General features: G+C 52.6%; 16 protein-coding genes and 2 pseudogenes. 6 read left to right on the top strand and 12 right to left on the bottom strand.

Annotation, left to right across the window (positions count from 1 at the left end; genetic code table 11):
- Window positions 1–29: 29 nt before the first annotated feature.
- Window positions 30–944 (bottom strand): DUF3108 domain-containing protein, encoded by a 915-nt coding sequence (locus BM123_RS04295; RefSeq protein ID WP_090165647.1) that lies wholly within the window; start codon window positions 942–944, stop codon window positions 30–32.
- Entirely contained in the window at window positions 941–1,915 is a 975-nt protein-coding gene (locus BM123_RS04290; protein WP_139211758.1) for a lysylphosphatidylglycerol synthase domain-containing protein, read from the bottom strand. Before BM123_RS04290 ends, BM123_RS04295 begins: the two co-directional genes overlap by 4 nt.
- 160 nt (window positions 1,916–2,075) lie before the next feature.
- Here BM123_RS04290 and ruvC point away from each other — a divergent pair, with 160 nt between their 5' ends.
- The 3 genes from ruvC (at window position 2,076) to BM123_RS04280 (ending at window position 4,495) form a co-directional block, all read left to right on the top strand.
- A complete protein-coding gene (gene ruvC, locus BM123_RS04285; RefSeq protein ID WP_090165644.1) occupies window positions 2,076–2,657 on the top strand; it encodes a crossover junction endodeoxyribonuclease RuvC in 582 nt (193 codons plus the stop codon).
- Between the two features lie 359 nt (window positions 2,658–3,016).
- Window positions 3,017–3,235 carry a hypothetical protein gene (locus tag BM123_RS23855; protein WP_139211757.1) on the top strand — a complete coding sequence of 73 codons (219 nt, stop codon included), beginning with the start codon at window positions 3,017–3,019 and terminating at the stop codon, window positions 3,233–3,235.
- Between the two features lie 129 nt (window positions 3,236–3,364).
- The gene (locus tag BM123_RS04280) at window positions 3,365–4,495 is read left to right on the top strand and encodes a hypothetical protein (RefSeq protein WP_139211756.1); all 1,131 of its coding nucleotides are present in this window, start codon (window positions 3,365–3,367) and stop codon (window positions 4,493–4,495) included.
- A gap of 107 nt (window positions 4,496–4,602) precedes the next feature.
- Here the strand turns inward: BM123_RS04280 and BM123_RS04275 are convergent, their stop codons facing one another.
- Window positions 4,603–5,055 carry a hypothetical protein gene (locus tag BM123_RS04275; protein WP_139211755.1) on the bottom strand — a complete coding sequence of 151 codons (453 nt, stop codon included), beginning with the start codon at window positions 5,053–5,055 and terminating at the stop codon, window positions 4,603–4,605.
- Window positions 5,056–5,136: 81 nt separating this feature from the next.
- Here BM123_RS04275 and BM123_RS04270 point away from each other — a divergent pair, with 81 nt between their 5' ends.
- On the top strand, window positions 5,137–6,405 hold the full coding sequence (locus tag BM123_RS04270; protein WP_175489247.1) for a M16 family metallopeptidase: 1,269 nt from the start codon (window positions 5,137–5,139) through the stop codon (window positions 6,403–6,405).
- A gap of 167 nt (window positions 6,406–6,572) precedes the next feature.
- On the opposite strand, the gene BM123_RS04265 is transcribed toward BM123_RS04270, so the two are convergent.
- The gene (locus BM123_RS04265; RefSeq protein WP_090165636.1) at window positions 6,573–14,426 is read right to left on the bottom strand and encodes a Kazal-type serine protease inhibitor domain-containing protein; all 7,854 of its coding nucleotides are present in this window, start codon (window positions 14,424–14,426) and stop codon (window positions 6,573–6,575) included.
- A gap of 729 nt (window positions 14,427–15,155) precedes the next feature.
- Here BM123_RS04265 and BM123_RS04260 point away from each other — a divergent pair.
- A complete protein-coding gene (locus tag BM123_RS04260; protein WP_090165634.1) occupies window positions 15,156–18,263 on the top strand; it encodes a PQQ-dependent sugar dehydrogenase in 3,108 nt (1,035 codons plus the stop codon).
- A gap of 419 nt (window positions 18,264–18,682) precedes the next feature.
- On the opposite strand, the gene BM123_RS04255 is transcribed toward BM123_RS04260, so the two are convergent.
- Complete coding sequence (locus BM123_RS04255) at window positions 18,683–19,414, bottom strand: hypothetical protein (RefSeq protein ID WP_139211754.1); 732 nt, start codon at window positions 19,412–19,414, stop codon at window positions 18,683–18,685.
- Window positions 19,398–20,501, bottom strand: coding sequence for an RHS repeat-associated core domain-containing protein (locus BM123_RS04250; protein WP_175489246.1), 1,104 nt, complete (start codon window positions 20,499–20,501; stop codon window positions 19,398–19,400). Before BM123_RS04250 ends, BM123_RS04255 begins: the two co-directional genes overlap by 17 nt.
- 204 nt (window positions 20,502–20,705) lie before the next feature.
- On the opposite strand from BM123_RS04250, the gene BM123_RS04245 reads away from it, so the two are divergent.
- Window positions 20,706–21,083 (top strand): helix-turn-helix domain-containing protein, encoded by a 378-nt coding sequence (locus tag BM123_RS04245; protein ID WP_319922091.1) that lies wholly within the window; start codon window positions 20,706–20,708, stop codon window positions 21,081–21,083.
- On the opposite strand, the gene BM123_RS04240 is transcribed toward BM123_RS04245, so the two are convergent.
- The 6 genes and pseudogenes from BM123_RS04240 to BM123_RS24865 all read right to left on the bottom strand — a co-directional run.
- Complete coding sequence (locus BM123_RS04240; RefSeq protein ID WP_090165626.1) at window positions 21,080–21,466, bottom strand: RDD family protein; 387 nt, start codon at window positions 21,464–21,466, stop codon at window positions 21,080–21,082. The genes BM123_RS04245 and BM123_RS04240 overlap by 4 nt on opposite strands.
- Complete coding sequence (locus BM123_RS04235) at window positions 21,466–21,828, bottom strand: hypothetical protein (protein ID WP_090165624.1); 363 nt, start codon at window positions 21,826–21,828, stop codon at window positions 21,466–21,468. The genes BM123_RS04240 and BM123_RS04235 overlap by 1 nt, the downstream gene beginning before the upstream one ends.
- 1 nt (window position 21,829) lies before the next feature.
- Window positions 21,830–22,567: an RHS repeat-associated core domain-containing protein gene (locus BM123_RS04230; protein ID WP_175489244.1), complete on the bottom strand. Its 738-nt coding sequence runs from the start codon at window positions 22,565–22,567 to the stop codon at window positions 21,830–21,832.
- A gap of 89 nt (window positions 22,568–22,656) precedes the next feature.
- Window positions 22,657–24,063 carry a mechanosensitive ion channel family protein gene (locus BM123_RS04225; protein ID WP_090165620.1) on the bottom strand — a complete coding sequence of 469 codons (1,407 nt, stop codon included), beginning with the start codon at window positions 24,061–24,063 and terminating at the stop codon, window positions 22,657–22,659.
- Window positions 24,064–24,105: 42 nt separating this feature from the next.
- A pseudogene (locus tag BM123_RS24965) lies at window positions 24,106–24,378 on the bottom strand (T9SS type B sorting domain-containing protein); the annotation flags it as partial.
- A gap of 621 nt (window positions 24,379–24,999) precedes the next feature.
- Window positions 25,000–26,697 (bottom strand): annotated as a pseudogene (locus BM123_RS24865) (choice-of-anchor L domain-containing protein); the annotation flags it as partial.
- Between the last annotated feature and the right edge of the window lie 69 nt (window positions 26,698–26,766).

The following is a 26,766-nucleotide window of genomic DNA, read 5'->3' as shown; positions in this document are numbered from 1 at the left end:
GTAGCCCAAAAGACCAACGAACCAACAGACTACTCCACCTGCGCCGTCATCGGATACTTCAGCCCCTTATAGCTCTTCAGCACCGCCTTAACGCTGCCAACGCTTACCGGAGATTCGATCAGGACGGGAATTTTATTCTCGTCGTCGGTCACGTAAATTTTCATTTCATCCCCTTCTTTAAACACGTCTCCGGCGATGAGCTGCGGGCTGAATTTCTGCGTCCTGAAGCGACCAACACCCTTTACTTTGGTATCTTCTTCCGGGCCGAGATACTTTAGAGAGAGCGGATAGATTTCCTGGTCCATCAGAATTTTAATGGGGATTTTCTGGTCAACCGTCATCTCTTCATAGTCAAGATTCCGGGCGTAGTAGACGATTGAAATCAGATCGTGCATACATTCTTCCAGGGGAATTTCTTTTTCTTTGAGATCATCACGGGTTTTACCGCGGGCACTGACGGCCCGGCCTTTGTCCTGGTAAAAAGTCGTCCGGTCATAGCGGGTGTAGCCGCCTTCCTGAATGTCCTTAATGTGAATTTTGGGCAAGAGCGTTTTTTTGTCGAGGTAGCTTTCGTAGTTATCCCGAACGCTGTAAAACCACTCGTAGCTTTCATAAGTGCGTCCCCTCACCATCACGTGATATTGGTTCGGCAGATCGTGTACGAGAAAGGTGACTTCACCGGCGGCGAGCCAAACGAAGTTCCAATTGTAGTAAAGTTTGTAAACGATTTTTTCGCCTGCCTGAAAGACGTTGTTTTCCGTTTCACACACATCAGCGGGCAGAGCCATCGGCGGATGAAATGCTGAGGGAGCAGGCGCGGACGCAGGTGCCGTGGAGGTCAAAGGAGCAAGGTATTCCCCTCCGCTGAAATCCACTGCTGCCGTGTTCAGCAACAGTCCTGCCGGTAAGGCGAACAAAAGAGCAAGGCGTAAGAGAAATTTCATCGTTTTTCTTTTTTGACGATCAGCCAGTAGCCGGGTAACGCCGGTAACAGAACATTAACCGCGAACAGGGTGGTGAAAGCAGCCAGGGTAGCTACGGCTGCTTCCGGGGAGTCTCCCCATAATAACAGCCCAAGTTCCGTTCGGGTTACAAGATTAACGCCGGGCGGCAGCGGAATGCCTGCCTGCACCAGATAAATACCGGCAATTCCTGCCAGTCCTTCCAGCAAGGGCAACTCCAGGCCGAAGAACCAGAGTAAGAGGTAGAGCTGTGTACAGTAAACGGTAAACCGCAGACAAGCGTAGCCTCCGGCCCGCAGCATTAACCCGGTTTTAACGTGTTCAAGCCCTTCTTTCAGCTGGGTGTTGGCCAGCCCGAAGCGTTTTTCGGCCCAGGCAATCAGTTTTAGCAGCAAGGGCTTTCCGCCCCACCAGCCGGCGGCTAAGAGCAGTGGCCCGATGGGCCACAGCCAGGCCACGGCAAAGGGGAGGCGCTCGCGCAGCAGACCGTCAGCCGTCCACATCAGTGCTGGCCAGGCCAGCAGCAGAAAGGCCACCCACTGGCAGGCACTGCCCAGCACGGAGCTGGTAAGGACGCCGGGCCATTCGTGCCGATCGGCCACCAGCAGTCGGCCCCCAATCTCTCCGATCCGGTTCGGGGTGGCGGCGGAGAGGCTTACGCCAGCCAGCGTAGCCCGTAGCGTGCGGGGAAAGCTCCAGGGAAGAAAGGCCCTTAACAGCAGGAACCATTTACGGGCTTCGATCCACCAGTTCAAGGGCATCAGGATGACGGCCAGGAATAAATACTTCCACTGGCCTGGTCGGGCCAAAGCAGCACCAAAGGCGGCCCAGTCCAACTGCTCGCTCAACCTGCGAAAATGCCAGGCAAAAGCCATCAATACCACCACCGTCAGTAGTCGCAGGCCCCACTTCCGGGTCGTCGCACTAAATATTTTATTCCGGGATGACGTCAAATTATTTGTTTGTTTCCTTTAGGTAATCGTACTTTGTTGAGCAGTCTACCTAAGGGTTTACTTCACCTTTGACTAAAACGCGAAGCGTTTTCCAGAGCCCCTCTCCCGCAGTCTTGCGGGAAGGAGTTGGGGAAGGGGTTTACCGCACAAAACTACAACATTGCCCACCCCCAAGTCCACTAAAAAAGAAACACCGGTCTACCGCATCCTCGGCGTTGACCCGGGAACGGTAGTATTAGGCTTTGCGGTAGTGGAGATTCACCCCCGCTCCCGGCGCATCCTTGAGTTAGGAACGCTAAAGCTGGCGAAATTCCCGGACCATGCAGAGCGACTTGCGACTATTCACCGGCGGTTGACCCAGGTGATCGGCACACACAAGCCATCCGTGATGGCCATCGAGAGTCCGTTCTTTGGCAAAAACCCACAGTCTATGCTCAAGCTGGGGCGCGCACAGGGCGTCTGTATGGCCGCTGCCATGGGACAGGGCCTTGAGGTAACGGAATACGCTCCACGAAAGATAAAACAGTCCATCGCCGGCAACGGTAATGCCAGTAAAGAGCAGGTAGCGGCCATGCTGCAAAATGAGTTTGCGTTGGACCTTTCCCGTGTGCTCGATGATGCTACCGACGCCCTTGGGGCGGCCATGTGCCATTATTACCAGACAAAGGGGCTCGGAGGCGGGAAAAAATTTAGCGGTTGGGAAGGATTCATCAAGGCTAACTCGGGGCGGGTGAAGAAGTAGGTGAGCCATATTCTCACTCACCTGTCAGACGTATGGTTCCAATTCTCAACTCATATTATGGTAAGGCAATGGTAGCACGGATAGCAATTAACAAATTGTATATTTTGATATCTCACCATTACTCCTTAACTTTATTTTAAAGTTACTTAGTTAAGCACAGAAAACTAGAGTAATTTTACTCTTCGAGGCATTTTACAATGTAACACCGTAGTGTTTTTTTTTAAAAACAAAAACCAACTTACTGTGTTTTTCAACGGTCCTATTGTTCCCTATTAAAAATCCAACCTCTAAAGGATACTTATAAAATTTATTCACCTATTATCGGTAGATCAATACTGATATTCAACAAACTCACCATCATGAGAAAACATTCAATTAGGATTAGTTTATTAGCCATCTTGTTTATGTTTACTTTCGCACAAGTATCAACACAGACTATTCAAGTTGGCCCTCCTGTACCTGCAAAAAAATATGGGCTTAAAAAGTGCCCTGATGGCACTTTTGTCATACGCTGTGGTTTTGGAGAAGGTATTTGCCAACCTTTTCTTCAATTACCATGCCCTGGACAAGAATATTAGTAAAATAAAGTTGCATCCCTCAATATAAAAATTGAGGGATGCTTTCTACTTATTATGAAAAATTTCATTTCTATCTTAGTGACACTGCTCCTCTTAAGTAGTTGCAGCCAAGACAATCGTGAAGTTGGCATGAAAACAAACATAACGAATGCTGCATTTTCTGACAAATTGGAGCTCGAAGATGTAATTAGTAGCATCGAGCACATCCCACTTTATCTGAGCAGTGATGTTGAATACTTGCATAGCATCGATAAAATAAGACTATACAATAACAATATATATATTCTTCAAGAAAAAGATTTGGGCATTTTCTTATACAAATTTAGTTATGATGGAAAATTAAAGAGTTTCCTCAATGGAAGTGTTGGCAAATTTAAATTATACAGTGTTTCTGATTTTATAGTCAATGATAGTGGCCTATACCTTACAGACACATACACATCCTCCGTTTATTTATTAGACCACTCATTTAATTTACTAGAAAAAAAACTAACACCATCTAGTATTGGTTTAAAAAATATAGCTTTTCACCATAGTAAGATATTAGCTCGGGTTGATTTTTCCGAAAACAATTCAAACTTACCTTCATTACTTTACAGTTACGACACAAATGAAGAATCACTTAAACCTATAGAAGAATTAAACCATCTAGTTAATGTCCCAGGAATGGGGACTAATATTATGTACTTTGAAAACTTTCATTATACTGACAAAAAAAACTTGACTCTTTATACAGATTTAATCAATAGCGACTTATACATTATCGACAACTACAAGGTACTGAATAAAATAAGTATTGATTTCCCAGAAGAAATTTGGATAGAAAAAACAGAACTTGAAAGAATTAGATCATTAACAAATGAAGAAATCAGTATGATGCTGCTCGAATCAAAAAAGAGCTTTGTAATTGAGCAAGCATACATGAAAGGAACTATAATTGTTTTCACCTTTACATCTATTGGGAAAAGATACTACGCTTTTGTAGACACAAAGAACAATAGCTCCATCTACTTTGAATACAACCTGTTTAATGAAAAACGAAATCAGATTGATCGCTTAGTTCCTCTCAGAAATCTCTCGGGCATAGATGCAAATGGTAAAATGATCTTTTCGATGGATTATGAGCTCTACAAGTATTACATCAATCTCGATGAGAACATAGATACTGAAGAGTTTTTTTCAGAAAGAGAAAAAGGGTACATATGTTCTCATGTCATTTCTATAGCTACGACTACTTCTATGCAGGAAGTATTTAGATAACTCTTCTCAACAAGGTCCATCGCTATCAAAAGATCAATTCTTTGCACCTGCGACCGCGCCCTGTTTTTCCGAAATGCGGCAACCTACAAGACCACCGAACCACAAAACTACCTCGCCGCCAACCACTGCCGCCGCAGCATCCGGCAACTTCGCTCACTGCTGCCTGCATCCACGGCCATTTGCATACTCCCGATGGCTTTTTCCATCATCTCCGTCGTCCAGCTTCCGGAGACGCAGCGGCATTCGTTGATTTTATTTTCCATTGCCGCGTGGTAACGTAAAGCCGTACAAACCGGCCCGGATTTATTGCCCCGGCAGCGCTGACTCAAACTCCGGGCGGGGCTAAGATCAAAGGTCCCAACAGGGAAGTGTAAATGGTGCGCCGGCAATTGATCGTGTCGCAAACTACCGCTACCATCTCCGTGCAGACGCAGGTGCCAACCGGTATGATTTTCGATCTCAGCGTAATCCAGATCGGAGATGATGATCACGGGCTCCGCTCCACTGCATCCAAACAGTAGAAATGGAACAAATAGCAAGATGGACCAATGAATGGGCATAGTCTCGGGTATTCCGGCAACCATACAGATGCCAATGGGTTTCCCTTTGGTGTCCGGTACCGAAAATTAATCCTGCGCTCCTTGATCAAATACGAAACATATACCCTTGACAACGGCCTGACGGTCGTGCTACATCACGATCCCAAGCGGACCGTCGTTGCCGTCAATGTTCTTTATAAAGTAGGCAGCCGTAATGACCCGCCGGGGCGGACGGGCTTCGCTCACCTGTTCGAGCACCTCATGTTCGCCGGCAGCGAAAACGTGCCGGACTTCGACGATGCCCTACAACTCGCCGGCGGCGAGAATAATGCTTTCACCAGCGCAGATTACACGCTCTACCACGAGACGCTTCCCGCCGCTAACCTGGAAACCGCCCTATGGCTGGAGAGCGACCGGATGCGGCAACTCCTCTTCAGCGAGAAATCGCTGAAGACGCAGAAAAAGGTTGTCGTCGAAGAATTCAAAGAAACCTGTCTGGAGGAGCCCTACGGTGATCTTTACCACCACCTCAATGAGCTGGTTTATAAAGTCCACCCCTACCGCTGGCCGGTCATTGGTGAAAAATTCGAACACATCGAGGAAGCTACTTTGGCGGACGTGAAGGACTTCTTCTACCGCTATTACCGCCCGGACAACGCCGTGCTGAGCGTCGCTGGCGGGTTCCAGCCCGATCGCATCCGCGAGCAAATAGCGGAGTGGTTTGCGGACATCCCCGCCTCTTCGCCGGATCATCTACGCCCGGAACTCCCCGTGGAGCCCGAGCAAAAAGAAACCCGCCGCAAAACCGTGAGGGCTGATGTTCCCAGCCCCGTCATTTACCTCAACTTCCGCACTCCCGGACGGTTACATCCTGACTTCCCGGCCATCGACATTCTCTGTTTCCTGCTGGGCACCGGCCGGTCCAGCCTGCTCTATCGCCGGCTTGTTCGCGACGGCGATCTCTTCGCCGAAGTCTCCGCCAGTCACAACGATAGCCTGGACTCCGGAGCCATTCTCATCGACGCCCGCCCCGCCGAGGACGCTGACTACGCTGACGCCCGTGCGGCGCTCTTCTCCACCATCCGTGAGATGAAAGAGAACGGTGTAAGTCAGGAACAACTGGACAAAGTGATCAACCGCCTGGAGCAGTCTAACCACTACAAAACCATTAGTGTGGTCAGCCGGGCCACGGAGCTGGCGTTCTACGCTTCACTCGGGCAGCCGGAGATGATCAATACCGAACTGGACCGCTACCTCTCCGTTACCGTCGAAGACGTCAACCGCGTGGCACGGGAATATTTACGGGAGGAATTGTTGAGTGAGGTGGAGTACTTGGTGGAGGAGGAAGAGAATGAGGGAATGGAGGAATGAGAGAATGGGCCTTGGGTAGGGCGACCTTCAATTGCACTTCTATTTCACTCACGCTTTAAACGGCTGGCTTTTCGGAGCGGAGCTCCTCAACCGGAGACTAACAACGCAGGCCCGTCACACTTACCTATGTGACGGGCCTACATTACTACCGACTACAATACTACCGTCTATCTCCGTACCACCAGCTTACCGCTCCCCAGCTCACCGGCTGCGCGCAGTTGATAGTGGTAGGTTCCGGCGGGCAGCGCCCGGGTGTCGAGGCGGAGCGACTGGCTGCCAGCGTCCAGGTTCTGGAGGCGGCGGGCGATCTGCCGGCCGAGAGCGTCGAAGAGGAGGAGCTCGGTAGCACCTGCCTCCGGCAGGTCGAAGCGGAGATCGGTGAAGTCTGCCGCTGGGTTAGGCACCGCCGGGTAGAGGCGGAAGGCCGAAGTCGCTACTGCGGGAGCCATCTCATTGATCGTTGGAATCAGGCGGCTGGCGGTAGCGTTGTGCGCCGCAGCGTCCATGGCGTTGGGGTCGAAGCTTAGCCAGGCGTCCGTGGAGCGGAAGCGGTCCGTGACGCGCACGGCTACTTCAACCAGGCTTGCACCTGCGGTGAGCGCCTGCGCCTCTCCCGTTTCGCTAAACCAGCTCAGTAGGAGTTGGCCACGTTCGCTCAGGCGATCGCCGATCACCAGTTCAGGAAGGCTTGCTCCGGCAACGCTTACGAGCTCCAGTCCGTCCGCCAACTGCAGGCCACCCTGGAAGGAAACCAGCTCCTGCGCATCGGCCAGATCAAGGCGTAGCGTGTAGGTCTCCCCTACTTGCGGATTTTCGGGAAGCGCCAGCTCAAGTGCCAGTTCGCCGGTGCTACGACCGGGGTCAGCATCACCGATGAGGTCACCGATTTTGACGCCGGTAAACATCACCATTGAATCGCTTTCCAGCACGACTTCCGCGCGGCGCGGCGCGGGGAAGACGTTATTCTGGTTCCAGTCAGCGGGGAACTCGTGCGAATCAGGGATGAAGGTCCAGCTATTACAACCGGGCACTTCTTCCAGGTCGTCAATCAGCAGTCGTTGCAGCAGGTAGAGGTCCAGGTTAGTGAAGCTCTGGCTGCAGTTAGCGTCAAGGGAAAGAATCTGGCGCGGGTCTACAATCTGCGGTACTTCGTAGCCCAGCAGGAGACGCTGGCCGAGGAAGATTTCGAAAGACGACAAACCGTTACGCGGATCGGTGTTCTTCACCGGCTCCAGGTAGTACATCCGTCCCATCAGCAGGCCTGCGGGCGTTGAGGCGATGCCGTCTGCATTATCCGGCAGTTCAAAGATGTAGCTACCGTTAGGCTCTGACAATTCGAAGATGACCGGTTCAATGGTCTCATCATCCAGGTTATAGGCCATGGAGCTGATGTTACCTAATACATTGTCCGCTACGGTTACGAAGCCGGGAATGTAGGTCGTTGGCACCAGTACGGGCACACCATTCTGGATCGCGCTTACCTCAAGGCTGACGGGACCTTCGGCCAGCATAATGTCTGAACTACCCGTTGACATACCAAGATCGAAGTGCAGGTAGAACAAGACATTGACGTTACCCTCCAGATCGATTCCTTCGGAGCCGTTGGCGACGAAGGTGAAGCTGTTGTTGCTCGTGTTGAACTGCGGCAGGATGGCGCCGGCGCTGACGTGGGTCATGGTCGCTACGTTTCCATCAACGAGTTCAAAGGTACCGGAGATCGTCGCCAGGTTTTCCATTCCCTGGATGGAGACCGGCACCGATACGGAGTTGCCGCCGAAGCTGGTAGCGCTACCGACGATGATCTGTACATTATCCGAAGCGATTGCTTCAACCTCCTGGCAGAAGGTCGCATCGCCACACTCATTGGTTATCGTCAGGCAAACGTTGTACGTTCCTCCGGTAGCGTAAACGTGTAGAGGGTTAGGCTCATCGGAAGTGTTTCCATCGCCAAAATCCCAGCTGACAGCTCCCGATCCGGAATTATTCACCAGCGTAGCGGTTAATCCATTCACTTCGGCGTTGAAGCCGACGAAGGGCAGGTCGCCCGTTCCGCCACCAACGACACCGTTGAAGTTCATCTCAGAGCAACCATCTGCGCTGAAGGCGCGGATCATGTAGTCTCCGGGAGGAGCGGCAATGTAGAGTTCGTCCATCACGTCCAAAAACTGATCGGATAACGGACCAGCCAGTACGACGCGGTACGGGCCATTGCCGCCGATGAAGTCGAGGTGGAAGCCACTACTGTCACAGCTGTTATCAATCGTAACGTCAAAGAGGTTAGCCGAAGAAGACTGTACGTTGATGGTTTCCATATCCATGCAGCCAGTTGCGTCGGTCACTTTGAGTTTATACTCACAGGGTTCCCGGTTAACCAGCTCAAAGATTCGTTCACTGAGGGTGAAGGTGGTATCTACTGTATTATCACACAGTCGGGTAACCTCTACGTTGAAGGGAGGTACACCGCCGTTGATATCACTCCAGAGTTGGTTGAGTTGATTACAGTCGTTGAAGATCAGGGAGGTGACGAGGTCGAGGTCCGTCGTCGTATTATTGATCGTGAACTGCGCCGTTTCAATACAACCGATGCTGTCCGTTACGAAGACGGTATAGTCTCCGCTGGGCAAATCGCCACGGGCGTAGTCCGTGTCATCGGTTTCAAAGCTACCGGATACGGGGCCTTCATAAGTGATGGTGAAGGGGGCTGTGCCACGAACGATATCGAGGGAGAAGAAACCCAGTTCATTACACTCGCCGGAGCCGAAGTCGATATCGAACAGGTTGACCGGAGCGGGGAAGACGGTAATGACGTCCATGTGCATACAGCCCGCTGCGTCGGTGACGATGATTTTATAATCACAGGGAGGCAGGTCCATGAGTTCGAAGCCCAGGTCTCCGGTTACAAAGTCCGTCATCGTCGTTCCGTCACAGAGGCGGACAACTTCGATGGAGTAAGGTCCGGTACCGTTGAAAATGTCGACCCAAATCTGGTTGTACTGTCCACACTCATTGTAGATCAGTGCGGCGGTCAGTACCAGGTCACTGGTGGTAGCCACTACGGTAACACTTTCGGTTTCCGTACAACCGGCGGCATCCGTCACCGTGAAAGTATAGGTACCTGCGGGTGCGTCGTTGATGGAAAGTGCGTTGCCGTTTACGGTATTGTCTCCGGAAATCGGGCCGGTATACGTCACCTGATAAGGCGTCGTACCCCGGGTAAAGTCAAGATCGATACGACCGTCTTGTCCACAGGGGCCGCTTACGGGCGTTGGCGTGAACAGCTCCGGAGACTCGTCTTCCACACAGCTTTCCGTTGTCACCATACAGCCAAGGGCATCGGTAACTTTTACTTCGTAGCAACATTCGTCGAGGTCCTCCAGCTCAAAGCCGGAAACATTCAGGCTGAAGCTGGTATCGATGGCGCCGTCACAGAGGCGGGTCACCACTACGCTGTAGGGTAGCACTCCGCCAATCACATCATTCCAGAGTTGGTTGTATTGGCCGCAATCATTGTTGATAACTGCGGTGCTTAGGCTGAGATCGCTGGGGATATCATCGATCATCACCGTCTCCGTTTCCATACAACCGTTGGCATCGGTAACGGTGAAGGTGTACTGCCCGGGCGTTAGATCGTCCAGTTCGAAGGTAGTACCGTTGGTCGTCAGGTCCGCTGATTCCGGTCCGCGGTAGCTTACGCTGAAAGGCCCTACGGCGTTGCTGTTCATTATTTCTACTACAACGCCACCGTCCTGACCACAGACTCCGTCATTAGGAATAACGTTGAAGAAATTATAAGCCTCCACACAAACCGTCGTAGTGGTACTACAGCCGTTGGCATCCGTAACGACCATCTCATAGCAGCAAGGCTGCAGGCCGACGATCTCAAATCCGTTGCCAGACATTTCTACCGTCACGGGGCTTTCTTCTTCCCCACATACGCGGGTAACCTGTACGTCATAGGGGCCGGAGCCACCTTCGATGTCGTTCCAGATTTGATCCGGACGGCCACAATCATCCGCTACCACGCTGGAGATGACCTCCAGGCTACCGTCGTTATTGAGGGTAATGGTTTGCGTGTCTTCACAACCATCGTTGTTCGTCAGGGTAAAGGTGTAGGTTCCGGCGGGCAGATCCGTGACCCGGTACTCCTGAGAAACGAGGTTGACGTTGCCACTCTCCGGGCCGGTCCATTCAATGAAGTAAGGCGTATCACCAGCGGTGATATCCAGGTCGATCGCGCCGGTACCTCCACAGGAGCCTCCGTCGGTAGACAATACCAGAATGTCTGCGTCAGGGTCTACATCTACGGTAACCTGCCGGGTGCTCTGACAGCCCGCAGCGTCGGTTACCTGAATGGTATAATCGCAGTTGGGCAGCCCCATCAGATCGAAAGTATTCTCAAAGACGCGGAAGCTCTGGTTCTGATCAGGACAGCTGGCGGCGGTCACCACTACATCGAAGGGTGCTTCTCCGCCATTGAGCAGGGTACGAATATTATCCACCTGACCACAGCCGGCACCAAACACGAAGCTCTGTTGGTTGGCGCCCGAAAGGCCACCGTTGATGTTTATTTCCCGGGTAGCCGTACAGCCGCCGAAATCGGTAGCGACGAAGGTGTAGTTGCCCGGTGGCAGATCTACCGTCGCAACGCCGTTGCCGCCTACATCAGCGGTACCGGAGAAAGTTCCCGTCCAGCTGACGCTGTAGTTCGGTGTTCCGCCACTGACGATCAGTTGAAGATCAGAATTGTTGTCGCCACAGGCGGCCGTCATCTGGGTAACGGTGAAGCCGAGGCTGCCGCCGTTGTCATCAACGAAAACGGTTTCGGAAGCATCACAGCCATCCGCACTCCAGATGGAGAAAGTGTAAGTACCGGAGGCCAGGCCGTTGATCACGGTCACGGCCTCGTCAGCCGTTACGGTTCCCGAGGTCGGGCCACTGTAGTTAATGGTGTAGGGAGCTGTTCCCGTGCTGACGTTGACCCGGGCGGCGCCCGCAACACCACAGTTTGCGGGTGTGGCGGATACCGTTGCTTCCAGCTCACTGTTACCAACAACAACCTGCTGCTCGAAGCTACAGCCGGTAGCGTCCGTGAGGATGAAGCTGTATTGCCCGGCGGGCAGATCGTGAATCCGGAAATCATAGCCGTTTACCACCTGAGCACCCGTGACCGGGCCAGTTGCCAGACGAACAGTGTAGGGAAGCGTACCACTATCGGTATCGACCACGATTTCGCCGAGGCTACCGTCACAGCCAACGGGTTCGCTGCTGACCGTTACGTCGAGGTTGCCGTTGGACTGACCAACGGTCAGTGTTCTGGATACGCTACAACCGGAAGCATCCGCGATGGCCACCGTATACTGGCCTGTAGGCAGCGGGGAAATGCCGAAGCTGGTCCGGCTGGTCGTAAGCGTAGTATTGATCCGGCCACTCAGGTAAACGGTGTAAGGAGCCGTTCCCGGGTTGGTCATGTTGACCCGAATACTGCCTTCCTCACCACAACCTGCGTCGATGGGAGTAAAGGTGGCATCCAGGCCGCCGTCTCCGGCGGTGATGGTGAAGACGAGTTCCGTTTCACAGCCGTTAGCGTCTTCGATCCAGGTCGTGTACGTTCCGGGAGGGAGGTTAGCGAAAGTAAAGTGGCCATCGTAGCTGGTCGCCGTGCGACAAACCGGCCCGACGTAGTGAGCCGTATAAGTCGGGCTGCCACCCGTAACGCTGAGCTGGATGGAGCCACCGCTTTGCCCGCAGGCCGTACCGGACTGGCTCAGGATTTGTGTTTCCAGCGCACAGCTGGCTTCACAGTCTACCCGGAGGGAGTAGTTGGAGATGGCACCATTGTACCCGTCAACTACCACATAATAGGTACCCGCTGGCAACCAGGCAATATCAATTCTTTCATTATTGGTGCCGGAGTTCTGGCTGAACGTGAGGCAAGACCGCCGGCTACATTCGCTGAGCAGGAAGAGCTCCAGGTTGGCCGTCATTCCAGTCAGGTGGATGCTGACCGGGCCTTCTTCCGTGATGGTAAAAGTGTGGACGATCTCCGGACCGTTATTTTCTACGTTGAGCTGAGGCCCGCAAGTGTACGTACTCACATCGTCCGTACCGCCAGCGTTGGTACCATTATAAGTAACGCCACAGCTCAGGGGAACACGCTCGCTACAATCGAGGTAACCACAGCTGAGTTCCAGGCGGTAATCGCCACCAGGACCAGCATAAGGTGCGTCCACAATGATGTAGTAGGTACCGTTAGGCGCATCTTCCAGCACGATACCCTCATTATTCGTTTGAGAGTTAGAAGTAGTACTGTGGCCCACGACCTGGTAATTACTGCAGTCTCCGGTGAGCAGGAAGATATCCATGTTCAGGCCGGGAGTCATGATCTCAAGGCCAATCTGCAGGTCACCTGCGGAGGTCTTTTCAAAAACGTATACCCGGTCCGTACCCTGCATACGAACGCTGGTGGCACCGGGGTAATCCGTAATCTGGTTACCGGCACCAATGGTCGTTTCGTTCGGCAGGTAATCGCCACAGCTAATTACCGTTGCCTCATTACACCAGCCGGAAGCACCGTTACAGGGCCCGGAGGTGTAGTTCATCACACCGGCCGCCTCAGCGAAACAGGCGTTGATGTAAGTCTCGTCGTTACAACCACAGACATAGTCTGGAGTAGTTCCACAGTCTTCCGCTATCCCGATCATAGTGGGATCCACACAGCCGTCACCACAACCACCACTGACGTAGCTCCGGACACCGGAAGCTTCCGCTGCACAGGCGCTGGGGTATTGCTGGCCGTCACAGCCACAAACCGGGCCGCTGGCATTGTCGCAGTAAAAACTGATAATTCCGTTGTCCTGGTTAACGCTCGTACCACTGCTGATGGCAATCAGCGTGGGATCGTAACAGGAAAGGTCGCTGGGGTTACAGACGCCAACACTGTAATTGGTAACTCCGGCAGCCTCGGCAGCACAGGCGTTGGCATAGGTAACGCCATTGAAACCACAGACCGGCTCATAGGAAGAAGGACAGTTAGCGTCCGGATTCATGGCGAAGGGATCCAGACCGGGGTTCCAGCAGGCACCGGCGGTGTAAACCGTAATACCGGCGGCCTCCGCAAAACAACTGTTCAGGTAGGTGCGGCCGTCGTTTCCGCAGACGGGGCTGACGGTGAGCGAACAACCCGTATCTCCGGACAGCACAATGGGATCAGTCGCCACCCGGTAGGAATTCATGGAGGGGTCATGCAGCACGATGCTGTCAATAACCACGGCGGCAGTGTCCAGCTGGTCAATATTAAAGCCAGGAGAGAACGGAATCGCCACTCGACCGATGATGCCATCAGCGCGCAGGGCGCGGTGGTGGATGGCCGTGAGGGTATAATTGATGATTTGTGCGCTACTGTCTACGGTCAACCAGTTCAGCATGGCTTTCCCGCCGCTCAGGGCAGCTTCGGCGCTCGTTTCTTCTCCGTAGGAATAGTCTTTGAAAAGTCCATCGGAGAAAGAAGCGTAAAAGCTGATGCCATGGAAGCGGTCGAAGCTCGAATCCCGGCCGGTAAGCTGCACCTCGAAATTGAGGAAAGTACCCGTTGCGGTGAGTTCGACACCAGCGGGGACCAGGAGAAGTTTCGCATCGTAGTTCGCCGAGGTATCGGGAAGTTCGTAGGCGTCATCCGTTTGGGCGCTGACGCGGGTGCGGTGTTGGTTTTGAAAGAGCACGGGGAGGTCGAAACCAGAGATGCGACCGTCACCATCCATATCGGCGTAGGCCAGGTTTCGTTCGTCAGGGAATTTGAGGTCCCAGGGCGTACCCATCTTTTGCCCGACCCAGTCGGTAGTTGCGTCGGGTCGCTCGAAGCCACGGACACCGTACGCGCGGGCCCAGTAGAGCATATCCGCGCCGTTAACCTGTCCGTTATCATTAACATCACCCGGCCAGATCAACTGCTCCTGCGCGGAGAGCGAAACAGACACTAAGGAGAATAGAATGAGTAGAATACCTGATGTAAAGTTGCAGAACATAGTCGGGATTATGGGAAGTCAAAAATCGGTAGATAGGCAAACTCCGTAATCGGTCGTCGGAGCTAAAACATGTAGTGGTTCATAGTTGACCTGCGGGAAAGTTGATTTCCGTAGGCCATTTTGAAAAAGCAGTAGTACTCCTTTCCCATAAAGCCTGACGTATATAATGCACTGTAGTCACTTCGATGGGAGCAGGAATCACAATCTGCTTTAACGTCATAAAGATAGACAATTCAGCGATTGTTACGGAGTTTAGCCCACAAAGACGCCCTTTTATGGGGATACAACTACCGTTTCCTCAATGACAACGGAAAAAGGAAGGTGTTGGGCAGCAGTGTTAAAAAGGGCTTAAGAGTGAGAAGTTGGAGCCCATGACGAAGCAATAAGTTTTATAAAGCACCTTATCGGAGCGGGTAAGCTCCGGTTGAGGAGCTCCGCTCCGAACGCGACCGGGGCCGCAGGCTCCCGGAGCGGGTATGTGCGGTAGACTCTCTGACCAAATGCTTTGGTTGCCGAATGGCAAGGAGGCACTACCCCGCCTGTCTTTTGTTGCTTTATACGCTTTCTCGGCTTGCGCCTCGTGCTTTCGGAGCGGAGCTCTTCAACCGGAGGCAACTGGTGATGATGATAACAGCGGCACTCCGTCGCTTAGCACAAATCTTCAGTGCCTCAACCGGAATTTGCTAGTATCTTACCCTTCGTTTTTCGATCATACAGATATACTCCCCGATGGCCAGGCTTTTACTCCTACTTCCCTTTATTCTATTGCTGAGCAGTTGTGACGATGGCGCCATGAAAGAGCTGATCGCGCTACCGGCCGACGGCCCGGTGTTGCTTGTAGGAGAAGCGAACAGCGGGCCACTGGAGGCTTTGCGGCAGGCGATGGGCAAGCCCTCCAACGTAGCGGCTTACCGAATGCTGGAGGAAGACAGCCTCTTTCAATACCGTAACCTCACCCTGCTGCGGCCGGACTATGACAGCCTGACGGCACACCGCCGGACATCGGTCGAGCGATTCGTGATGAGCGGTGGCCGACTGCTCATCATTGATGAGCGCCCGGCGGTACCCTACGCCTGGGCCTGGTACGAAAGCGCTCGCTCCGCTGCGCCACCAAGCTCCACGCTGGGCAACGGGCAGGTGCTCGCCGTAGCGGACAAAAGCCCGGAGATGCAGACTTTTTTTACCGCCGAGCTTCCCCCTGCACCTGCGTCCGCGCCCCAATTGCCCCTCTCCGCCCCGAAAGACGACCGCTTTCAAATGCAGGTACTGGACGACAACATCTACGAGCCCATGGAAATGGAAGTGCTGCCCAACGGCAGCGTCCTGTTCCTGGAACGCCGCGGCAAAATGAAGCTCTGGAGCAAGGGAAGCACCCGGCTTGTACACGATTTTGATGTTTGCATTGAAGGCAACTACGAAGACGGGCTGCACGGCCTGGCACTCGACCCCGGCTACGGGCAGGATAACGACTGGATTTACCTCTACTACACGCCCGCGCCCTGTGATTCACTGGACCAACTGCTGAGTCGCTTCGACTACAAAAACGGCGTGATCGACACCGCCAGTGAAGTCGTGATGCTGCGCGTTACCGTACAGCGCGACAAGTGTTGCCACAGCGGCGGTGGACTGGAATTCGACCGTAACGGACTGCTCTATCTCAGCACCGGAGACAACACCAGCAGTAAGGAAAGCGACGGCTACAGCCCACTCGATGAGCGCCCCGGCCGTGGCCCCTTCGACGCCCAGAAGTCGAGCGGAAACACCGCCGACCTGCGCGGAAAAATTCTACGCATCCGGCCGATGCCCGATGGCACTTACGAAATCCCCGAAGGCAATCTCTTCGCGGACGGCGAAGGCGGCCGCCCCGAAATTTACACCATGGGCTGCCGCAATCCCTTCCGCATTGCCATCGATCCGTGGACGAATTATCTCTACTGGGGAGACGTGGGCCCCGACGTCGGTCAGCCCGGCAAGTACGGCCCCGAGAGCTACGATGAGTGGAACCAGGCACGAACGGCCGGCAATTTCGGCTGGCCCTATTTCGTGGGCGACAACTATGCCTTCAATGAGCGGGACTTTGCGACGGACGAAGTCGGCGCGCCCTTCAACCCCGATGCTCCCGTGAACGCCTCACCAAACAATTACGGTGCCCGCAATTTGCCACCAGCGCGACCAGCCTTTATCTGGTATCCTTACGGACCGAGTGAGGAGTTCCCCGTCCTCGGTCAGGGCAGCCGCTCGGCGATGGCCGGTCCGTTTTTTGATAAAGATAACCTTGTGCCGATCACCAACAGCGCCCTGCCGGAATATTACCACGGCAAGTGGTTCATCTACGAGTGGGCGCGGAGTTGGATCAAGGTGGTTACGCTCGACTCCGCCCGGCAGGAGATCGTGCAGATGGAAGACTTCCTGCCGGAGCTGACCATCTCGAAGCCGATCGACTTCAAGTTCGGCCCGGACGGCTCCATCTACCTGCTCGAATACGGCAACGATTACTTCCTGAACAACCCGGACGCGCGGCTGATTCGGATTAGCTATTCGGCTAAAAACCGTCCGCCGGTGGCGAATTTGCTGGCCGACGAAACGGCCGGCGGCATCCCCTTCCGCCCTACCCTCTCCGCTGCGGGCAGCAGCGACCCCGACCCGGAGGACAGCCTGAGTTACCGCTGGTTTCTGGACGGTAAGCTGATGGCGGAAACGATGGAGTACTCCCCGATGATTACCCAGGCGGGCAGCCATTCTCTCCGCCTGGAAGTGAGCGACCTGGCGGGTAGCACCTCCGAATCCAGCACGGTACTGGCGGTGGGCAACGCCCGCCCGGAGCTGACGCTGGCCCTGAACGGCAACCGATCCTTCCTGCTGCCGGGCCGGAATCAGCTGACCTATACCGCCTCCGTTAGCGACCCGGAAGACCGGGCTGCCGGTAAGCTTGACGAGTCGAAAGTGTTGGTCAACGCCACCTGGGTCGAAGATCCCCAACTGGCCGACGGCCTGCGGCGGGGCGAAGCCCAGCTGCCGAGTGGCGACTTGGCCTACTCCGCAGGTGCCTCTCTGATCGAAGGCAGTGATTGCTACACCTGCCATAAGGAACGGGCGGAGAACGTAGGCCCGGCCTACCTGGCCGTCGCCGAACGCTATGAAGACACGCCAGCGAACATCACGATGCTGGCCGGCAAGGTCATCAAAGGTGGCAACGGTAACTGGGGCGAACGGCTGATGAGCGGCCACCCGGCCCTGAGCCAGTCTGACGCCGAGACGATGGTTGGCTACATCCTGAGCCTGAACAACGGCGGCCTGCCGCTGGCGGGCGCGGTGCGCCCGGGCGACGGCAGCGGCAGCTACGTGCTGGCGGCCAGCTACCGCGACAACGGCGGCAAAAGCACGCCGCCGCTGACCGGCCAACGGACCGTAGTGCTGCGCCCCACCCGCCTGGAAGCCGAGCACGCCCACGACGGTCTTTACCGCGCTGCCGTGCCCGGCAGCGGGCAAAATATGGCCTTCAAAGTCGTCAGCTTCCGCCCCGGCGGCTGGATGCGCCTGGCGGATATCGACCTGAGCGGGCTACGCGCCTTCACCTTCGACCTGCACGCTAACGCTCCCGGCGAGCTGGAGCTGCGCTACGGCAGTCCGGAAGGTGAGCTCCTCGCCCAAACCAAAACCTCCCCGACCGAAGGTTGGAACGAGACGGAGCGGGTGCGCCTACCCCTACCCGCCGGCACGCGCACGGCCGCTGACCTCTACCTCGTCTGGAAGGGCGAAGGTGGCGTCGTGAGTGATGACATGGGGCACCACCGGCCGGGGGATTTGGGGTGGGTGGATGTGATGGGGGTGGAGTAGAAAAAAGGGAAAAGGGGGAAGGGGTAAAGGGGATTAGGATTAATGGGATTAGGGGTAGAATTTTTAGGATTCAGGATGAGGTGAGGCTTGAATCCTATTAATTCTATCTAATTTTATTAATTCTACCGCGTAGTAGCCACGAAGTGAATCTATTGGTTGGAAAAAGAGGAAAGCCGCACTTTTGGTAACATCCCGGGGGAGTTGGATTCTTAGGATAAGAAGGGAGGATTTTTAGGAGGTATTTTGGTAATACTTTTAGCATCCTAAGAATCTTACGCTCCCCGCGACGATATTTGATAAAAGGGGTCAAATTAAGGATTTACTTCTACTAACTCACGGTAGGTCGGATTGGGAAGTGTACAATGTTTCCTAGCAGTCACGAGACCCTTACAACAGCTCCTGCAAAATTGAAGTTAGGCTTAGTAAAGAAGATTATAGAAATTGTCTTTATTCAATCTTTCAAGTAACTCTCTTCTAAAATTTGGTTCATCTTTAATTGCTCCTCTATGCTTTACTAAATAATCCATTTCTGCATTAACAACTCTTTTAACCGTTGAATCACTATTGACACAAGTTGTACAGCCAGAGATCGTGTGTAGCACATCGCCAAGTGAATCAGACATATCCAAATCGTCTTTTTTAAATATTGGCCTACTGAACTTAGCTTCGATATTCAATTCCAAATTATTCTTTTTTAAATTATATTCTACGCTTGCTTCATTAGTCTTAGTCAAAGCCCCATATTTAAACCAGTACCTACCGTCGTATGTATTCATATCAGTAAAGTAGAAAAAAGCCCCCTGCCCATTCACTATGTCAAACAGTACATAAGAATGCATATTCTTTAAACTCCCAAAGTCAACAAGAATCTCACTGCTACTAATAAATTCGTAAAAGCATTCGTTTGCAAAATGCAGGGTGTTTTGATCAAATCCTTGGGGAAAAAATATGTGATAATTAATATGTTCGGGCAATCCATATTTAATCGTATTACAATCAGTTACTATCAAAACACTATCTGCTCTAAGTTCGACCTCGATTCTATCCTCCCGTTGAACATTTGTATAGTCTATGGAAGTACAAGAAATCAAAGCAAAAAACACTAGACAAGTTAAAGTTGCTATTTTCCTAAATTTAATCTTTATCTTCATATACATTGATATTTGAATCATGTAAAGCACCATCTCTTTCACTTACAGCTGGGCGACTTTGGTATTGACTCCCTTCAACTCCATACACAGGAGAGCCTGTTTTCATGTGCTCATCTACTAATACAGCTGTATTACTAAGATTAAATCCGTCACTCCCTCCATTTGCAGACACTAGCATTGAAAAAACTGTAGAAATAACAGGATGAGCCGTCTTTCTCACTATTGCAGTTGCAACAGCCTTAGCAGCATCGCCTCTGCTGCCTACTGGATTATTAGACATTCCAACAATATTTAGAACAGACTCTTGTCCCCCTTGCTTCGAACCTTCATTGTGAATCCCCTCTATAATTCGGACAGCTTGCTTAAGCTGAAGATCGCCATCTGAGCTAAAATCAGTACTAGACCCTTGTTCTGTTTTCGTGGTTCGACTATTGGGAAATTTAATTTCTTCGGTCTCAATACTTTTTGTCCAAGTAGAGGAAAATTCGAGTATTTCACCTCTATCGTTAGTCCGTAATAACTGTTGGCTAGTTCTTGTCTCCGTAATCTTACGGCCTCCGGAAAAAGAAGTCTTCGTATGAGTACGAGAAAGAGCAATATTCATCTCACTCGTGGAATTTCGCTGAGCGACCATAAAAGCAAAAGCTTCATGTATTGGAGGATCAGATGCAGCCATCCCATCGGGATCCACCAAAGAAATCGGATTCCCCATCACATAATTATAAGGCGACCATCCCGAGAACTTAGAGGCCAGCGGATCCACACCCAAGAACCGTCCCAACTCACTATCATACAAGCGCGCGCCGCGGTTGTCGTATCCGGTCTCGGCGTCTCGTTCGTGGTGTGTGGAGAGGTAGCGGTTGGGGGAGCAGGGGCGGTATTCGCGGAGAATTTTACCGTAGGGGTAGTAGTCGGCGGCATATTCAATGGCGATATCAGAAGGGCTATCGGCCCGGAAGGTGACGCGAGTATTACCCAGGTGATCGTGCAGATAGAAAGTCACGGGGGACGTCACTGGTGATGGTTCGGAGATGGGGTCTCCAGTTACTGGATCACGGTCCGCGAAGTCATTATTTGTTGCTGGCACTAGCTCAAAGGTAAGGGCTGTAGTACAGGAAGAGTAGCTCGCAGAGCTTCGTAACACAGCACCGACTTCAGTTGGCAGCTTTTAGCATCCTAAGAATCTTACTCTCCAGGCGACGACATTTGATAAAAGGGGAAAGGCGTTTGGGCTAGCCTCGTCCATTTGCCGCTTCCCGGTAAGTGCTAAGGCGCCTGTGGGTAGCTATTCATTGGGGGAAGACTTAAACTTATATATCAGAAAGCACTTTTTCGTATAACGTTCGCCGACAAAATGACTCAAGCCAGAAAGGATAAAAGCCTTTCCCGCACTGAATTTGCTGACTTACTCGGTACATCCAGTGCTATTGTTGGTCGCTACGAACGTGATGAGATGACCCCTTCAATAGAAGTGGCCGCCAAGATCGCTAAGGAACTCGATGTAAGTTTGGATTATCTCGCTGGCAACTCCCCGATGGCCATCAAGGACACTAAAATGGTTTCTAGATTGGAAGGGATCGCCGCTATGCCGGAGGCGGCACGGGATCAGGTGCTACACGTGATCGATGCACTGATTTTTAAGGCTAAGTTTGATGGGCATGTGGCTTAATCCATTTGGAGAGACTTTAAAGTCACCTTAGATTTTCCTAAAATATCACCTAGCCGTTTACCATTGTTTACAACCGCAATTAAACCTTCTAATGGCCATAGAAAAAGGGGGAGATTTCGGATCAATCTACAGTAATTAGTTTCTCCCTTATCCAAGGAGGCATTAAAAGACAATTTTATTCCTGAATATTTCTTCCCTACGGATCCATCAGAAGAATAGAAGTCTTTGAAGATAAACATCATTGCGCCTACCAAAGTAAAAAAAACACCTCCGCTCGACTCTAAACTAAAGTAGCTAATCAAAAATGCTGCTGGACTTAGTAGCATGCCCACAATTGCTGCGTCTATAAAAAGAGCTAATGCCCGTCTGACAATCAAATTCATTATAGTCTTTTGTTGTGAACTAATATGTTATTTGCAAAAAAAGAATGATAGCGCTCTACACTTTCGACATTGTACATTTCGACCCACTCACCAGTATCAACAATTTTCATAATTGTAACAGGTACTAGTTCCCCTTTCTCATAAACTAAGAGGGTATCACCTACCCTCATTGCTTGAACACTAAAGACTAACTCTGATAAAGCTTCTTCTGTATCGAATACACTCCACCCCTTCCCAACAACCCAAAATGGATGAGCTGGGGAAAATTGTATTTGTGGACCTTGTGAAGTTGTCATGCTAATTTTTCTATACCTTTTCACTTTGGATGGTATTTCTCTAACGGTATCGACTACAACTCTCATGTTACGTGAATTTTGAAGTACTCTTGTTTTCGCCATCATAGTCCTGCGCTGGTGCGCCACTGTTTCCATCCCAATCCATCTTAGAGTGATCTTCAACTGATTCATAACCTACTCCTAGAACCCCGATATCGACTTCAGCTCCGCTTGTTCTTTCAGTTGTAAGGCCATCCATAGAAAGAACTGTTTGTTTCGTACCAAAATCGGCTAAGAACCCGACCTTCATTCCAAATACTTCGACTTCTCCACCGAAAGTGCCACCAAAGCCCAGTTTCAACTCGAAATTTAAACGAGTTTTAGAAGGTGGATCACCTGGCCCCGAAGGCATTCTGCCATCCGGATCGATTAAGCTATTTGGATTCCCAACCACATAATTAAAGGGTGACCATCCCGGGAACTTAGAAGCCAACGGATCCACCCCCAAGAACCGTCCCAACTCACTATCATACAAGCGCGCGCCGCGGTTGTCGTATCCGGTTTCGGCGTCTCGTTCGTGGTGGGTGGAGAGGTAGCGGTTGGGGTGGCAGGGGCGGTATTCGCGGAGAATTTTGCCGTAGGGGTAATAGTCGGCGGCGTATTCAATGGCGATATCAGAAGGGCTATCGGCCCGGAAGGTGACGCGAGTATTACCCAGGTGATCGTGCAGATAAAAAGTCACGGGGGACGTCACTATTGAGGGTTCGGAGACGGGGTCTCCGGTTACTGGATCACGGTCCGCGAAGTCATTATTTGTTGCTGGCACTAGCTCAAAGGTAAGGGCTGTAGTACAGGAAGAGTAGCTCGCAGAGCTTCGTAACACAGCACCGACTTCAGTCGGCAGCAAAGAGAGAATTATCCTTCCTCCGGCAATTCCCCTTCCCTTGTGGGGCTCCGCATCCACACATCCCGCTGAGGGAAGGGTATTTCCACCTTACGCGCCCGGAAAGCTGCGTCAATGGCGAAGCGAAGATCACTGCGGGTATCTTCGACGCGGACGAAGTCCCGCGTCCAGAAGATGAGATCAAAATCAAGGGAAGAATCTCCAAAGTCCAGCAGCCGGACGATTGGCCGTGGAGAGTCCAGCACACGCGGGTGATCTTTGGCCACCTCCAGCAGGAGGTTTTTCACCAGTTCGGTATCGGAACCATAGGCGACACCAACTTTGACGTGAAATCGTGCTTTTCGTTCTACCTGGCTCCAGTTGGTCACGTTTTCCCCGATGAGCTTAGAGTTGGGCACGAAGATGATGATGTCGTCCCGGGTTTCCAGCACGCTTGTACGCGTGCCGATTTTACGGACGGTGCCTACCTGATGGCCAGACAGCTCTACGACGTCTCCCACTTTCACGGATCTTTCGAAGAGTATGATGACGCCACAAATCAGGTCATTGAAGGTCTGCTGCAGACCAATACCAATGCCGACCAACAGTGCCGCCGCCCCCGTCCAGATGACGACCAGGTTGAAGCCCGCTGCCTGAATGACCAGTAAAACGCCAATGAGATAAGCGAAATAAGTCAGCAGTCGGTTAATGGCAAACTGGCTCCCCGAATCGATCTTACTACGGGAGTAGTAACTCCGCATAATCAGGGTCGTAAAAATATTAAGCACCAGTTTCACCACAAAAAAGATGGCAATCGCATATAAAATCCGGCCCAAGGTCAGGGCGACCTCTCCGCTCAGCCCTTCATTGAACTTATGGAATACGAATTTGGCCGCTCCCGTGTCCTGCGCAACGAAGAGCAGCGCCAGTGTATACATCAAGGGGCGGGCGGATTTAAACCGGTCTCCGGCAATAGGCTGAGCAGTCGCCCCTCCCGTTGTGCTACTAACCTGCCCCGAACGATGATAGCGCTGGGTCAGAAATTCTTCAAGAATCAGGTCAAGTACATTAGCGATAATGAAGGCCACCAGGGCTTTCACAATAGTGCTGATCCGAACCGTAAAATAGACCGGCGGGCAGTCATCGCAATTGTAGTCTCTTTGTATTATTCCGTCAAAGAAAGTAAAGTCAATTTCCAGAATCCGCAGCACGCTCATCAGAAAAAAGCTCACCAATACGAAGCGTATTACGCGCCGGGTGCGCCCATGATTTTGTTCGGAAGTTGTTTCCCGATGAAAATACAGGGGCAAGAGCTTTTCTAACAGTAACCACCCCAGAACAAATACGCCCAGAAGCGCCAATGCAATAAGCACTACCTGATAGAGATTAACACTCATCATCTCTAATTCAAACAGGTTTATATCGCGGAGTCTTTCCATTGGGTGGGTAAAATAGGATAATTCCCAGGAATGGCCTTTTCCTCATCGCATCAGCACCACCGTCCCGGATTCTGATTGCAGCTCTCCCGTCGTCAGTCGGACTTCCGCCACCCAGACGTAAGCAGCCGCACTGCCAAGGCGGCCATTCAGGTAACCATCCCACCCACGGCGGCCATCGTTGGGGGCAAAGTCTTCATCTTCCCACACCTGCTCCCCCCAACGGGTGAAGAGTTTAAAGGACAGAATTCTTTCCACTTGCAGCGGGCTGGCGTAAATGGCCACGTAATCGTTCGTGCCATCTCCGTTCGGGGTAAACACATTTGGAACGTAGACCGGCACCCGGCCGTCAACGGCTACAAAAGTCACCAGGCTGTCCCGGCAACCATAGATATTATCAACGACCAGACTGATCGTCTGGCTACGGGGTGCACTTACAGTTGGTGTCGGACAAGTAGCACAGTCAAATAACGCTGCCGGATACCAGCTGTACGCCGCTATCTGATCGGGCGGCACCCGTAAGTCCGGTTCCACCTTAGCACTACCCGCCAGTTCCTGGGGCACAAACGTAGGCAGGCGTACCGGTCTCCGCGTCGCTTCCGGCCAGAAGAAATCGTCCTGTTCGATAGCACAGCCCGATGCATCCCGGATGCGCAATGGATAGTAACGCCCTACTTCCAGTTGATCAAAGCCCTCGGCCCCGAAGTAGTTTATGCCATCGATACTGTACTCATAGGGCGGGCGGCCACCGCCCGCCGAAGGCATCAGCGGCGGGCGACGAACGTCAGTACAACTGATGAGAACCGGCGTTAACGCATCCGGGTCCCGAAGATTCAGGCTACGCTCATCCCAGCAGCCCAGGGCGTCCGTCACGCGCAGGGAATAATTTCCGGCGGGCAGGTTCTCTACCGTTAGCCCGTTAGGGGTAACCCCTGACCATTCGTATCGATAAGGAGGCACGGTTGGCAAATGAGTAACACTGATGCTACCGTCGTTTAAGTTCGCACAGCTGGGGTTAACGAGGCGTGGGTTAATGGCGGGCTGAAAAAAATCTGCGCGCAGGCTTTCGTCTACGCTAATTTGGCAGGCCCGATCTTCTACTGTGACGATGCGGTAGTCCCCTCCCCGGTCAATCGGCCAGGCCTGCCGGCCATTATCGGCGAAGCTGATCGTTTCAGCCGGCCCGTTATTTAAGGTATAGGTTAGGGTGATCGGCGCATTGCCCTGCAGATCAACGGTAATTGACTGCGCCTCATTCCGGCAACCGATCAAATTCTGAGGAGGCAAACTCAGCGCCGGAGGAACGCTACTGAAGGTGGCGATAGACCGGTCAATCATCTGTCCGCAGGCATCCGTTACCCGTAGTTGGATGGAGGTAGGTAGTGGCGGAGTTAGCTCGGGCATCGGATCGCTGCTGCCAAAGCTCCAGCGATAGTCGTAGGGCGGCGCACCGCCGCTTACTTCCGGGTTGAGAACGGCCGTTTCATTGGGGCAGTAGTAGGCTTCGTCCAGCCCGACAATCAGGGGCTCGGGTTCGTCAATAAACAGCTCGATGGAATCGGTGTAGCAGGCACAGGGAATATCCAGGTAGAGCCAGACGTTTTCCCGGCCTTCGGTGACTCCGTCAGCAAAAGCAACCAGCGGAATTTCGGCGAAGGTCTCCCCTGCAGGGATTATGACCTGACCGCTGCCCGCGGTAAAGTCGAGCCCTTCTTCTGCCGTGGAGTTAGCTCCTATCCGGTAAGCAATCGTCTGCGGTCGGGCCGGGTTGCTGTCTTCACCGCGCTGTACCCGGAAATTGGTGGGTGCGCAGCCTTCATAAACCACGGTCGTTCCGGTAGAATCACCGTCTCCTTCCAGGCTGACACTGCCCCCGAGGTCGAAGCTGCCTGCTTCGAGAAATACCGCCGAGTCCAGGTCGCTGTCCTGCACATCACCGACCAACAGCCGGATGTGGTAAGTTTGGCAAAGCTCCAACTCCACGGTTGCGGTAAGAATGACGGTCTGCCCGTCATACTCAATCAGGTCAAAACGCGGCCCGGTACCGCTGCCGCCGCCACAACTGGCTACTTGCCGGACGGTGGGAAATTCATTGTCCAGATAAAAGTTGGAGTTCCGGGCGTAGTTCACGTTGTTGATGCTCACCGGGCGGTTAGTGCCCGGTACTCTGGCCACGTTAATGGCATCGTTATCAAAACGACCGCTGATGCCGGGTCCGCTGATAAAGAACCCGAAAATATCGTTGAAAGCCTCGTCAACAAACTCACAGTATTCCTCAGAAGCAAAAACGTAGCGAAAAGTAACCGTAGGCTGCAGGGGGATAAAGTCGAATTCTATCCCGCTGCGGTCGTAGATATCCCCGGTGGAAGCCAGGCTGAGGTCAGGGTCCGGCGTAAGGCCTTCCAGCTCACTACCAACGTTAGTGTCGGAATTAGGGCCTGCGGCATCCGTGATTTTTCCCGTTGACAGAATAATGCCCCGGTTGAAGCCCACGATGGTGTCCGGCCCGGAGAAAAAACCAATTCCCTCGGGGTTTGCACCGATGCGGCGGATGTTGAAGATCGTTTCGCACTCGCCGGAGGCAAAGACTTCCTTTACGAGGCGCTCGGCGTCGTAGTTGGTGTCTAGTTCCAGCATTTGGCTGTAGGCCAATCCTGGTAGTAAAACCAGTGAAAGTAAGAGAGAACGCATGTAGTGTTTTTGGGA

It is taken from the genome of Neolewinella agarilytica (genome assembly GCF_900110645.1).
Lineage (GTDB): Bacteria > Bacteroidota > Bacteroidia > Chitinophagales > Saprospiraceae > Neolewinella > Neolewinella agarilytica.
The sequence above is the reverse complement of the archived record's forward strand: the minus strand, read 5'-3'. Positions and strand labels throughout refer to the sequence as shown.